This window comes from Methylobacterium sp. WL116 (genome assembly GCF_008039455.1).
Lineage (GTDB): Bacteria > Pseudomonadota > Alphaproteobacteria > Rhizobiales > Beijerinckiaceae > Methylobacterium.
Window position 1 is genome coordinate 1 of record NZ_VRUV01000091.1, and the last position, 12450, is coordinate 12450.

General features: G+C 69.7%; 13 protein-coding genes. 7 read left to right on the forward strand and 6 right to left on the reverse strand.

What is annotated here, in order from left to right; translation table 11 throughout:
- The first annotated feature begins 46 nt into the window (after positions 1-46).
- From FV223_RS09705 to FV223_RS09735, 7 genes are read left to right on the forward strand one after another with little or no spacing between them, the layout of a single operon-like run.
- A complete protein-coding gene (locus tag FV223_RS09705; protein WP_147726764.1) occupies positions 47-784 on the forward strand; it encodes an ATP-binding cassette domain-containing protein in 738 nt (245 codons plus the stop codon).
- Positions 781-1515 carry an ABC transporter ATP-binding protein gene (locus FV223_RS09710; RefSeq protein ID WP_147726766.1) on the forward strand — a complete coding sequence of 245 codons (735 nt, stop codon included), beginning with the start codon at positions 781-783 and terminating at the stop codon, positions 1513-1515. Before FV223_RS09705 ends, FV223_RS09710 begins: the two co-directional genes overlap by 4 nt.
- Before the next feature lie 35 nt (positions 1516-1550).
- Positions 1551-3104 carry an amidase gene (locus tag FV223_RS09715; protein WP_147726768.1) on the forward strand — a complete coding sequence of 518 codons (1554 nt, stop codon included), beginning with the start codon at positions 1551-1553 and terminating at the stop codon, positions 3102-3104.
- 46 nt (positions 3105-3150) lie between these two features.
- On the forward strand, positions 3151-3903 hold the full coding sequence (locus tag FV223_RS09720; protein WP_147726769.1) for a DeoR/GlpR family DNA-binding transcription regulator: 753 nt from the start codon (positions 3151-3153) through the stop codon (positions 3901-3903).
- Entirely contained in the window at positions 3878-5161 is a 1284-nt protein-coding gene (locus FV223_RS09725) for a Zn-dependent hydrolase (protein WP_147726771.1), read from the forward strand. The genes FV223_RS09720 and FV223_RS09725 overlap by 26 nt, the downstream gene beginning before the upstream one ends.
- Positions 5158-6108: a hypothetical protein gene (locus tag FV223_RS09730; RefSeq protein WP_147726773.1), complete on the forward strand. Its 951-nt coding sequence runs from the start codon at positions 5158-5160 to the stop codon at positions 6106-6108. The genes FV223_RS09725 and FV223_RS09730 overlap by 4 nt, the downstream gene beginning before the upstream one ends.
- A 26-nt stretch (positions 6109-6134) precedes the next feature.
- Positions 6135-7070: a choline kinase family protein gene (locus FV223_RS09735; RefSeq protein WP_147726775.1), complete on the forward strand. Its 936-nt coding sequence runs from the start codon at positions 6135-6137 to the stop codon at positions 7068-7070.
- On the opposite strand, the gene FV223_RS09740 is transcribed toward FV223_RS09735, so the two are convergent.
- The 6 genes from FV223_RS09740 to FV223_RS09765 all read right to left on the reverse strand — a co-directional run bounded on the left by FV223_RS09740 (position 6986) and on the right by FV223_RS09765 (position 12264).
- Positions 6986-7426, reverse strand: a complete 441-nt coding sequence (locus FV223_RS09740; protein WP_348644789.1) for a Rieske (2Fe-2S) protein — start codon at positions 7424-7426, stop codon at positions 6986-6988. The two genes, FV223_RS09735 and FV223_RS09740, sit on opposite strands and share 85 nt — an antisense overlap.
- Positions 7427-7473: 47 nt before the next feature.
- Positions 7474-8274, reverse strand: a complete 801-nt coding sequence (locus tag FV223_RS09745; RefSeq protein ID WP_147726777.1) for an aldolase — start codon at positions 8272-8274, stop codon at positions 7474-7476.
- 103 nt (positions 8275-8377) lie between these two features.
- Complete coding sequence (locus FV223_RS09750; protein WP_147726778.1) at positions 8378-9448, reverse strand: PLP-dependent cysteine synthase family protein; 1071 nt, start codon at positions 9446-9448, stop codon at positions 8378-8380.
- A complete protein-coding gene (locus FV223_RS09755; RefSeq protein WP_210247504.1) occupies positions 9445-10989 on the reverse strand; it encodes a class I adenylate-forming enzyme family protein in 1545 nt (514 codons plus the stop codon). The genes FV223_RS09750 and FV223_RS09755 overlap by 4 nt, the downstream gene beginning before the upstream one ends.
- On the reverse strand, positions 10986-11792 hold the full coding sequence (locus FV223_RS09760; protein ID WP_147726780.1) for a VOC family protein: 807 nt from the start codon (positions 11790-11792) through the stop codon (positions 10986-10988). The genes FV223_RS09755 and FV223_RS09760 overlap by 4 nt, the downstream gene beginning before the upstream one ends.
- 52 nt (positions 11793-11844) lie before the next feature.
- On the reverse strand, positions 11845-12264 hold the full coding sequence (locus FV223_RS09765) for a PaaI family thioesterase (RefSeq protein WP_147726782.1): 420 nt from the start codon (positions 12262-12264) through the stop codon (positions 11845-11847).
- Between the last annotated feature and the right edge of the window lie 186 nt (positions 12265-12450).

Sequence of the window (12450 nt, forward strand, 5' to 3'; positions counted from 1 at the left end):
CCGAGCCGCCGACCCCCAAGCCGGCGCTTGCCGAAGGGACCGGCCGATGACGGGAGGCCCGAAGCCCGCTCGCCCGCTGGTGCGGGCCGAGGGCGCGACCATGCGTTTCGGCGGCGTCACCGCGGTGAACGCCGTCGACTTCACCCTCAACGAGGTCGAGCTGCGCTGCCTGATCGGGCCGAACGGCGCGGGAAAGAGCACGTTCTTCAAGATGCTCACCGGACAGCTGACGCCGAGCGCCGGCCGCATCCGCTTCCGCGACACCGACATCACCGCCGCGCATCCGCACGCGATCGCCCGGCTCGGGGTCGGCATCAAGACGCAGGTGCCCAACGTCTTCAACGGCCTGTCGGTGCACGAGAACGTCTTCATCGCCGGCTGCCGGCGCAAGTCGCTCGCCCGCACCAGGCGGATCGTCGACGAGACGCTGGAACGCCTCCGGCTGACTGACATCGCCGGACGCCTCGTGGGCCAGCTTGCCCACGGCCAGCGGCAATGGGTCGAGATCGCCACCGTGCTGGCGCAGGAGCCGGAACTGATCCTGCTCGACGAGCCAGCCGCCGGCATGACCCACGAGGAGGTCCACCGGACCGCCGACCTGATCCGCGAGATCAACCGGACGCATGCGGTCATCGTGGTCGAGCACGACATGCCGTTCATCCGGATGATCGCCAAGACCGTGACGGTGTTCAACCAGGGGAAGATCCTGATGGAGGACGAGGTCGGGCGCGTGCTCGCCGACCAGCGGGTTCGCGACGTCTATCTGGGCAAGCAGGCGGCATGAACGGTCCTCACCCGATCCCGAAGGCTCCGCTCCTCTCCGTCGCGGGGCTGCATGCCGGCTACGGCCGCATTCCGATCCTCGGCGGCATCACGATGTCGGTCGCGGACGGCGAGGTGGTCGGTATCCTCGGCCACAACGGCATGGGCAAGACCACGCTGCTGCGCACGCTGATGGGCTACCTGCCGGCCACCGCCGGAAGCGTTCGCTTCGGCGGGCACGAGATTACCAGGGCCTCGCCCACCGCGCGGGCGCGGGCCGGGATCGGCTACGTCCCGCAGGGGCGGGAAATCTTTCCCGCCTTGAGCGTGCGCGAGAACCTGCGCATGGGCTGCCTGCTGGCGAACACGCCCGAGGACGCCACCATCGCTGCGATCCTCGACGTGTTTCCGCGGTTGAAGGTCTATCTCGACCGGCCCGGCGGCGCGCTCTCGGGCGGCGAACAGCAATTGCTGGCGCTCGCCCGCTGCCTCTGCGCGAGCCCGAAGATCATCCTCCTCGACGAGCCGACCGAGGGCATCCAGCCCTCGATCATCGAGGAGATCATCGAGACGCTCCAGGGCATCACCCGTGCCCGCGGGCTGACCGTGCTGCTGGTGGAACAGAACCTGTCCTTCATCTCAGGCCTCTCCGACCGGGTGCTCATCCTTCAGAAGGGGATGATCACCCGCGAGGTGCCGCCCGAGGTCGCCCGCGACCGAGCGATGATCGACGAATTCGTCGGCATGGCCTGATCGAGGCCCGAAACCGACACCGAAAGAGGGCAACGATGGATTCGGCACAGATGATTCCGGAGATCGAGATCGTCGAGATGACCGTGGCGGACGCCGCCGACGCGTTTGCGAGGGGCGTCACGTCGGAGGCGCTGACGCAGGCCTTCCTCGACCGGATCGCGGTGCACAATCCGCATTACAATGCGCTCATCGTTATGAACCCGGAGGCCCTGTCCGACGCCCGCGCCAGCGATGCCCGCCGCATCGCGGGCACGACGCTCGGGCCGCTCGACGGCATACCGGTGGTGATCAAGGACCCGATGGACATGGCGGGCTTGCCCACCACCGCGGGCTGGCACTTCCTGAGCGCAAAGGCCGGCGGCGTCGATCTGATCCCCGAGACCGATTCCCCGGTCGTGGCGCGGATGCGGGCGGCCGGCTGCGTCATGCTCGGCAAAACCAACGTCCCGGTGCTGAGTGCTACGGGCAGCCATGCCAACGACAGCTGGGCCGGTCCGACCCTGAACTCGGCTGCTCCGAACAGTCTGCCCGGCGGCAGCAGCGCCGGCACGGCCACCGCCGTCGGCGCCAGCTTCGCGGTGCTGGGGCTCGCCGAGGAGACCGGCGGCTCGATCCAGAACCCGGCCTCGGCGCAGGGGCTGGTTGGCATCAAGCCGACTTTCGCGCTGGTCCCCAATGCCGGTGTCGTGCCGCTGGCGGGCTCGACCCGCGATGTGGTCGGCCCGATCGCCCGCTGCGTGCGCGACGCCGCACTGACGCTCGATGTGCTCGCCGGTTACACCCCCGCCGACCCGAAGACGGTGGCCGGCATCGGCCGCCGGCCGAAGGGCGGTTACACGAGCAAACTCTCCACCGACGCGCTCAGGTCCAAGCGCCTCGGCCTGTTCGGGCCTGGCTGGCGCGACCTGCCGCTCTCGGACGAGGCGACCGCGCTCTACGCGCGGGCGCAAGGCGAGATCGCGGCCTGCGGCGCGACGCTCATCGCCGACCCCTTCGCCGGCTCGGGCTTCGCCGACCTCGGCGAGCCGACACCGGGGCTCAACCATTTCGACGCCCGTGGCATGGAATCGGTCGCCTACGACCTGCAACTCTACCTGACGCGGCTCGGACCCAGCGCGGCGCTCCGCGACGTCGACGCTTTCGCCGAGGCGACGAAGGCAGAGGACGCCTTCGCGCCGGGTGGCGTGCTTCACTACCTGCACGCGATCCGCGCCTTCGCGCCCATCCTCGCCGACCCGTCCGCCCCGCCGGACCTCTCGAGTTTTCTCACCGTGCGCGAGGCCTACCTCGCCATCTTCGAGCGCGTCATGGATGAGCACGGCCTCGACGGCCTCGTCTTCCCGCAGATGCGCGATGAACTCCCACCGCTCCACGGCGGCCGCGCGATCAACGAGACCACCGTCTGCGAGATCAACATCGCCGGGCTCCCCGGCGTCACGGTCCCCGCGGGCTTCTACGCGTCGGACGCGCCGTTCAACCTGATCTTCGTCGGGCGGATGTGGAGCGAGGCCGACCTCCTCGGCTATGCCTACGCCTATGAGGCGGCGACACACCATCGCCTGGCTCCGACTCTGGAAGCGGCTGGCTGACGGGTTCGCCCCGCATCGGACGGCGAATCGGAGATGAGGCGCTCGGATGCTGACGGACCATCGCCATCAGGAGATCCTGTCGCGCCTCCACGGCACCGGCCGCGTCGGGGTCGCGGAGGCGGCCGCCTTCCTGAAGGTGTCCGAGGAGACCATCCGGCGCGACCTCAAGCTGATGGAGACGCGTGGGCTGCTCCGGCGCATCCACGGCGGCGCCGTGGCGCCGCGCCTCGACCAGGACCGGCCGCTTATCGAGCGCGGCAAGACCAACCCGCGCGAGAAGGCGCGGGTCGCCGCGATCGCCGAGGGGCTGGTGCACGACGGCATGTCGATCTTCATCGACACCGGCACGACGACGCTGGCGCTGGCGCGGCGGCTGATCCAGCGCAATCTCACGCTGACCACGAACTCGATCGACGTCGCCCTGCTGCTCGGTGGCGGGCCGTCGCGGGTCAACCTGACGCCGGGCACGCTCCGCCCCAAGGACAACGCGCTCGTTGGTTACGAGACGGTCGCCTACGCCCGGCGCTACTTCTTCGACATCGTCTTCATGGGCATCTCGGCCTGCGACCTCGACCGCGGTTGGATGGACTACGAGGAGCACGAGTCGGTGCTGCGGCGGACGCTGCGGGGACAGGCCCGGCGCTCGGTGATCCTGGCCGATTCCCACAAGTTCGGGCTGCAGGCCAACCTCTGCACCTTCGACCTGTCCGACCCGCTTAGCGTGGTCACCGACCGCGCGCCGCCCGCCGCCTTCCTGGATCGCTTCACGCGTCATGACATCGATCTTATCGCCGGTTGATCCCGGCCTGCACGACCTGTTCGACCGCTTCTCGGCGTGCGGCGCCACCGCGGGCGGCGGCGTTCACCGGCTCTGCGGCAGCGCGGAAGACGGTGAGGCGCGCGACGTGTTCGCGGCGATCGTCCGCGATCTCGGGGGCGCGATGCGCACCGATGCGGTCGGGAACCAGTTCGGGCTGTTTGCGCTCGCTGGCCGACCCGACGCCCCGCTGGTGATGCTGGGCTCGCACCTCGACAGCCAACCCCAGGGTGGTCGTTTCGATGGCGCGCTCGGCGTGGCGATCGCCCTGCGGGTGGCCGCCACCCTCCTGCGGGCCGAGGCGGCAGGCGCCACGTCCGATGCCGATCTCTGCGTCGCGAACTGGACCAACGAGGAGGGTGCCCGCTTCCGGCCGAGCCTGCTCGGCAGCGGCAGCTATGTCGGCCATCACCGTCCCGAGGACGCGCTGGCGATCCGCGACGACGACGGCGTGACGCTGGGCGAAGCCCTGAGGGCGATCGGCCATCGCGGCATCGATCCGGCACCTCCGCTCCCGGCCTGCTACCTCGAACTCCATGTTGAGCAGGGCAGGGTGCTCACCGAGGCCGGCGCGACCATCGGCATCGTCGCCCGCAATTGGGGGGCGATTAAGATCGACGCGGTCTTCACCGGCGCGCAGGCCCATACCGGGCCGTGCCCGATGCCGTTGCGTCGCGACGCCCTGCTGGCGGGGGCCTACGCCATCGCAGAGGTGCGCGCCATCGCCGATCGTTGGCCGGGCCGCGTGCACACGTCGGTCAGCCGCATCCGGGTCGCGCCGAACTCCGCCAACGTCGTCCCGTCCCGCGTCGAACTCTCGGTGGAGATCCGTTCCGCCGACGATGCCATCCTCAACCAAGCCGGTGCGCTCGCGGACGAGGCGCTCCGCGCGGCGGCCGAGCGCGCCCGCACCGACCTCGCGATCCTCGCCCGCGTCGAGCGCCCGATCCGCCCGCTCCCCGGAGCGATGCGCGATCTCATGGCCCTCGCCGCCGAAGAGACCGGGCACCGGGCGATCCCGATGGACACGGTGGCCGGTCACGATGCCCTCAGCCTGCTCGGCGCCTGCCCGATCGGCCTCGTCTTCGTGCCCAGCGTCGATGGCATCGCCCACGACGCCGCCGAGATGACCCTGGATTCCGACATGCAGGCCGGTCTTGCCGTGATGCTGCGCGCGACCGAGCGCCTCTGCCGCGCCGGCGGATCGCCCGAGCGTGCGATCCGGGGCGATGCGCGATGAAGGCGGTCGGACATCCCGAGACGCCGTTCGAGCATCGCGTCGAGGCGTCGCTTGCCCGCATCCCCGAATGGCGGGGCCGGCCGCTCCGCTACGCGCTGGCCGCCGCGCCCGTGGCCTCACCGAGCCACCGTGCGACGGCCTCGGATTGCGTACTGGTCGCCGTTGAGGGCGAGGCGGATGTCTTCCTCAAGATTCGCCACGCCGACATGGCCGACGATGTCACCGCGGTCGCGGTGCGGGCGGCCGAGCGCGCCGGCGCCTTGGGCCTCGGACCGGCCGTGCGGATCGTCGGGGAGGGCATCCTCGGCCTGGACTTGCTCCCCGATCCCTGGCGCTACGCCCGCGTCGGCGACCTGCAAGATGCGGACACGTTGGCCTCGGTGCTGGCGGCGCTGCGCCGGCTTCAGGGGGAGGCTCCCTTCGGCCATCGCTTCTGCCCCTTCGCCCGGATCGCGGCATTGGCCCGCGAGGCGGAGGCCGTCGGCGCGCCGCTTCCAGATGGGACCGGAGAGCTGATCGCGGCGAGCGGTCTCATCGGCGAGGCAATGCAGGCATCCGGCATCGGCCTCGCACCCTGCCGCAACGACGGCGTCGCCTCCAACATCATGCTTGCCGGCGCGGATATCCACCTCGTCGACTTCGACCTCGCGGGCGATGCCGATCCCTGGTTCGAGGTCGGCGCGCTGATCAACGAGGTCTGCCGCTTCGAGGACGGCCGCCGCGCGGCGATCGAGGCCTATGCCGGCACCTGCGACCCGCGCCTGTTCGCCCGCTGCCGACTCTATGGCGCCGTCGACGACGTGATGTGGGGTCTGTGGGGCATCGTGCGCGCGGTGACAGCCCCACGCGGCGGCATCGAGTTCTTCAAGTACGGCCAGTGGCGGCTGTTTCACGCCCGCACGACGACCGGGGCCTGGGATTTCGAAGCTTGGCTCCGCGGGCTCTAACACGACGCCACGAGGGGAGGACGACGATGTGGAAGGCCCTGGGCGACGGGCTGAGCGCGGCCGAGCGCGATCTCGAGGCGATCCTCGCGCGTGTACCGCGCTGGCAAGGCGCCGCACTTCGCTATCGCCCGGTCTCCGGCGGGATCAGCAATGCGAACTGGCAGGTCTCGTCCGGCGCCGCGCAGGACTTCTTCGTGAAGGTGCCGGGGCGCGGGACCGAGATGTTCATCACCCGAACGGTAGCCGTCGAGGCGAGCCGGAAGGCCCATGCGAGCGGCGTCGGCGCCGAGGTGGTCGACTTCCTGCCCGACCCCGGCGTCGAGATCTTCGCCTTCCTCGAGGGCTTTCGCGCCACCTCGAACCTCGACTTCCTGCGGCCGGCCGTCCGCGGAAACACGGTGCGGGCGCTGAAGACCTTCAACGATTCCGGCCCCTTGAGCCTGACCAAGACCGTGTTCGATATGATCGACGAACACGTCGCGCAGGTCGCCGAGGTCGGTGGGCGCCAGCCCGAGGACGCCCCGTTCCTGATGCGGCGCTACGGCGAGGCGAAGGCGGCGCTTCTGGCGTCCGGCCTCGACCTCGTGCCGTGCATGAATGACACGCTCGCCGGCAACTTCCTCATCGACCAGCATGACCAGGTCATGCTGGTCGACTTCGAATACGCCTCGAACAACGAGCGCGCTTACGAACTCGCCCTGTGGTTCGACGAGATGGCGTTCTCGGACGGCGTCGAGCGCGAGATGATTGAAGTCTATTTCGGGCGCTGGGACCCGGTGATCGCCACGCGTATCCAGGTGCTGAAGGCGCTGGCCGACCTGAAGTGGTCGACCTGGGCGATGATCCAGGAAACGGTCTCGCTGCTCGATTTCGACTTCTACAAGTACGGCACTTGGAAGCTTATGCGCGCCCGCACCCTGTTCCACCATCCGGACTGGCTGCGCTGGCTGAAGCGTCTGTGATCGGCGCCCCGCACGGGGACTGGCGCCGTGCGGGGCGCCGCTCGGATCACGCGGTAAAGGCGAAGCGCACGGAAGGACCAGCCCGGCGAGACCGCTCCTGATGCGAGGTCGAAGGAGGCTAGGTGCCTCGGACAATGGATCCGGCCCGCCGCGCAGCGTCCGAGCGACAAGTCGGCGCCTTCGTGAGGGCAGGCCCGCTCCGCCGCGACGAGCCTTTCGCCGTCCCGCATGAGGATCAGATGTCGCCCTCTCACGAGGATCGGTATCGGTGCGGCCTCATCGCTAAGGTGGAGAGGACTGAGGTGCATCCGCACGGGCCGTTCCGGGTCAGCCGCCGAGGTAGGCGTCGCGAACATGCGGATTGGCGATCAGGTCGCCCGTTCCGTCGTTTACGTCCGTCGCCTCAATCCCGGTATGCCGGCTCCTCGCGATCCAGGGTCCTTCGGATCGCGGCAAGGTGCAGACGGGCAGATTCGGGATCGCCGGCGCGCATCTGGCGGTAAGCAGCTTCGGCGATCGCGGGTTCCACGGGGAGGACTTGCCGCCCGGTGGAGAGGGCCAGGGTCTGCACCTCGGCCGCCCGTTCGAGATAGTAGAGGTCGTCCCAGACCTCGGCGATGGTGGGTCCCAAGACCATCACCCCGTGATGCTTCATGAAGACGATGTCGGCCTCGCCCACGGCGTCGGCGATGCGGTCGCCCTCTCGGGTGTCGAGAGCGAGCCCGTTGTAGTGGCGGTCGACCGCGGTGCGGCCGTAGAACTTGAGCGCGGTCTGGCCGGCGAAGATCAGCGGCTCGCCCTCCGTCATCGAGAGGGCGGTGGCGTAGGGCATATGCGTGTGGAAGGCGACGCGCGCCCGCGGGATGCGAGCGTGGATCCGGGCGTGGATGAAGAACGCCGTCGCCTCGGGCTGCCCCTCGCCCGCGACGACGGTGCCGTGGAGGTCGCAGACCAGGAGCTTGGACGCGGTCATCTCCGAGAAGGCGTAGCCGTAGGGATTGACGAGGAAGAGATCGTCGTAACCCGGCACCAGGGCGGAGAAATGGTTGCAGATGCCCTCCTCGAGCCCATGACGGGCCGCCATGCGGAAGCAGGCGGCCAGGTCGGCCCTGGCCTCGCGGATCTCGGGGCGGTCAAGATCGGGCTGGTTCGCCCCGTGGCCCGCGACGGGACCGTTGGTGCCAGAAAACAGTGCGTGGGCCATTGCGTCGTCTCCATTCGGGTTCGCCGGCGCGTGGTGGATCGGGGGAACCCGGCAGCGTGGCGTTTCGGGGCGTCGACTGTAGGCTGCGGGGCAGGCGGCACCGTCATGCCAGGGTCCCGAACAAGGCGGCCAGGCGCGTCTCGGCTTCCGTGAGATCGATACCCCGGGCGGCGAGCCAGCCGTCGTCGTAGAGCGTCGAGCGATAGCGCTCCCCGGAATCGCAGAGCAAAGTGACGACCGATCCGGTTTCGCCGCGCGCGCGCATCTCCTCGACGAGATGCAGGCAAGCCCAAACGTTCGTGCCCGTTGAGCCGCCGCAGGGTCGGCCGAGGCGGGCACTCGTCATCCGGGCCGCGGCGATGCTGGCCGCGTCGGGCACCGCGATCATGCGGTCGATCAGGTCAGGGATGAAGGACGGCTCGACCCGCGCCCGGCCGACGCCCTCGATGACGCTGCCGCAGGCGGGAACGCCCTGGACCGTCCGGTCGGCGTGATGGCGGTGAAACACCGAGCCGTCCGGGTCAGCGACGCACAGGCGCGTCGGGTAGGTGCGGTAGCGGATGTACCGGCCGAGGGTCGCGGACGTACCGCCGGTGCCGGCGCCGCAGACGATCCAGGCCGGGACCGGGGCGTCCTCCAGGGCCATCTGCGCGAAGATCGATTCGGCGATGTTGTTGTTGCCGCGCCAGTCCGTCGCCCGTTCGGCGAAGGTGAACTGGTCCATGTAATGGCCGCCGATCTCGCCGGCGAGCGATTGGGCAGCGTCACTGACGTTCCCGCCGTCGATGAGGTGTGGTTCTCCGCCGTGGAAGGCGATCGTGGCGACCTTCTCGGCCGAGGTCGAGCGCGGCATTACCGCGAAGAAGCGCAGCCCGAGCAGACGTGCGAAATACGCTTCCGAGATGGCCGTCGAGCCGCTGGAGGACTCGACGATCGTCGTCTCGGGGCCGATCCAGCCGTTGCACAGGGCGTAGAGGAACAGCGAGCGGGCGAGGCGGTGCTTCAGGCTGCCGGTGGGATGGCTCGACTCGTCCTTGAGATAGAGCTCGATCCCGGGGGCGTGCGGAAGGGGCAGCCGGATCAGGTGCGTGTCCGCCGAGCGGTTGATGTCGGCCTCGATCCGCCGGATCGCCTGGGAGACCCAGGGTCGGTCCCTATCGGTCGGACGGCTCATGAGCCGGTCGCATCAGAGCCGCGCAGATCCGCCTTGCGCAGATCCGCCTCGGCCTGCGAGAGGAGCGCCTTGCGGTCGATCTTGCCCGTCGCGGCGAGGGGCATACCCTGGAGGAACCAGACCCGGCGCGGGTGCTGGTAGGCTGGGGCGTGGGCGAGCACGTGGCTCTTGACCTCCGCCTCGGTGACGGCCGCGCCCGGGCGGCGCACCACGAAGGCGACGGGCTTCGTCCCCTTGATTGCGTCCTCCACCGGCACGACGCAGGCCTGGAGCACGTCCGGATGCGTCTCGATCACCGTCTCGACCTCCCCGGGGAAGATGTTTTCGCCGCCCGAGACGAACATGTCGTCGGCACGGCCGACGAAGAAGTAGAATCCGTCCGCATCGCGGCGGAACACGTCGCCGGTGTCGTAGTAGCCGTCGGACGTGATCGGGGAAGGGGTGTCCGGGCGGTGGTGGTAGCCGAGCATGATCGCCGGACTCTTTAACTGCAGCACGCCGAGGTTCGGCGCCTCCGGCCCGACCAGGCGGACGGGCACCTGGGGATGCGGGTGGCCGACCGAGCCGACCGGGATGGGAAGGCCCGAGGGATGGCCGGAAAAGACGATCGGACCGCCCTCGGTCGTGCCGTAGGCGTTGATGATCCGGGCGTTCGGAAGCAGCGTCCGGGTCTGGTCCATGAGGGTCTCGTTCACCGGCGCAGAGCCCATGCGCAGGGTGCGGACCCCCGAGAGGTCGGCTTCGGCCAGGGCGCCCGCCTCGCGCAGCATCATCGCGATCATCGGCGGCACGGCGGTGAGCCAGGTGCAGCCGTATCGCCCGACCGCCGCGATGTAGCGCTTCGCGTCGAATTGCGGGAGCAGCACCGCGCTCGATCCCGAGGCGCAGACCAGGAGCGCAAGGGCCAGCGCGTTCATGTGGTAGAGCGGTGCGGCGATGAGCAGGCGCTCAGCGCGGAGGTCCGCCTCCGCCATTCGCGTGCGCACCACCCAGAGGTGGGCGGCATGGCCCAACATCACCCCCTTGGGCCGCCCCGTCGACCCCGAGGTATAGAGGCAGAGCGCCGCCTCGTCGGCCCACGGCCGAACAGCCTCGAACGCGCCGGGGTCGAGCCAGGATGCCAGCCCATCCGGACCGTCGCGGTCGAAGACGGCGATGGGGACGGCACCCGTGAAGGCCGCGTGCCGGGCGGCGTCGCAGACGACGAGGCGGGCGCCGCAATCGGCGATCACCCACGCCACCGTCGACGCGGGAAACTTGTGATTTACCGGTGTGGGCACGATCCCGGCCCGCATGGCTCCAAGGACGAGGGCGACAGTCTCGGGCCGGTTTGCCGCGAGGATCGCGATCCGGTCGCCGCGCGCGAGTCCCCCGCGCAGGAGACCGCGGGCGAACGCGTCGGCCATCGCGTCGAGGCCGGCGCGGGTCATCACGGTCTCGCGCGCCTCGCCGTCGAACCCGATGAAGACCGGCCGGTCCGGATCGCCGGAGCGGTCGACGAGGGCGCCGAGGTTGTCGATCGCGTCGGCGCGGCTCATCATGAACTCCGGCAGGTCACGAGAAGGTCGAGGGCGGCGAGCGTCAGGGTTGCGCGGGCGGCGTCGTGGCGAAGCCACAGGGCCCCCGGCAGGGCACGGGCCCGGTGCTCGATCTCCTCCAGGGTATCGAAGCGCAACCCCAGTTCGAAGAAGCGCGGCGCGCCGCCGGCGACGACGTGGAGGTGGAAGTCCCCGAGCCGGATGGACCACCCGTCGGCATCGGGCTGCGCGAGCGCGTTGCAGGCGGCCGCGTAGCGGACGGCCTCCGCCTCGGGATCGCGGCTCGTGACGACGACCCGATCGATCCAGTTGAAGCCGTTGGGGTGGGCGAACCATTCCGGTCGCCAGACGAGGTCCGGCGTCAGGTGCTCGCAATAGTAGATCCGGCCCGCCGGGAAGAGGTGGGCGGGAAACCGAACGGTGCGGAAGCGCGCCTCTTCGGTCCGCCCGGCGACGGTCACCGGGCGGGAGAACGTCGCCGGCGTTTCGACAGGCAGCCCGGTCCGGCTCAGCCGCGCGAAGCTCGCGTCCGCATCGCCGCTGGCGATGACGAGGCCGTTCAGGCCGAAGGGCGAGTCGAGTACGTCGCGGCGTTGGAGACCGAGTTCCGGCACACCGACCAGCTCGAGATATGGCCCCCGCGTCATCATCAGGTGGTTGATCGATCCGAGCGAGTGATGCCCGCGCGGCGTCAGCCGGAAGCCGAGCGCCGTGAAGGTCTCCGCGGCGGCGTCCATGTCGCGCATCGCGTTGACGACGACATGGTCCAGTCCGTCATAGGCGGATCGGCTCGCGGGGCGGCTCATGCCGTCCGTCCCCTAGAAAGCGCGATCCCTTCGCCGGCGCCGGTCGGCGCGATCACTTCGCCGGTGCCGTCATGTAGACGCCGCGCCCGCTGGCTAGCAGGCGGCCCTCGGCGTCGAGGATCTGCGCCTCGGCGACCGAGATCTGGCCGCCGAACTTCACGACCTTGCCAAGGCAGCGCAGGTTCCCCTGCATCGCCGCCCGATGGTAGTCGACGCGCAGGTCCACCGTCGGTACGCCGCGTCCGGTCTTCGACACCAGCGCCCAGTCGGCCGTGAGGTCGACCAGCGTCGCGAGGATGCCGCCGTGCGTGTAGCCCTTCTCGGCGTTGACGACCCATTCCGGACGCCACGTGGCCGCGAGTTCGATCGTGCCCTCGCCGACGGCCACGACGCCGAGGCCGAGCCACTGGTGGAACGGCCCGCGCAGAAGCAGCGCCTCGACCTGTTCCTTGGTGAGTGAGGTGTCCGACATGCTGTTGATCCGGTCCTAGGGAGCGACGACGATCTTGCCCATGACCTCGCGGTCCTGGATGTGTAGGGCGGTGACAAAACCATCCACTGGAGCGTCGGCGGGGTGCTGATGCGGCCGGGGTAAAAGCCGGCCAGTGGAGAGGCTTCTCTTTCGGGAGGGGCCCAGGATGTTTGCCGTGGAAGTCTA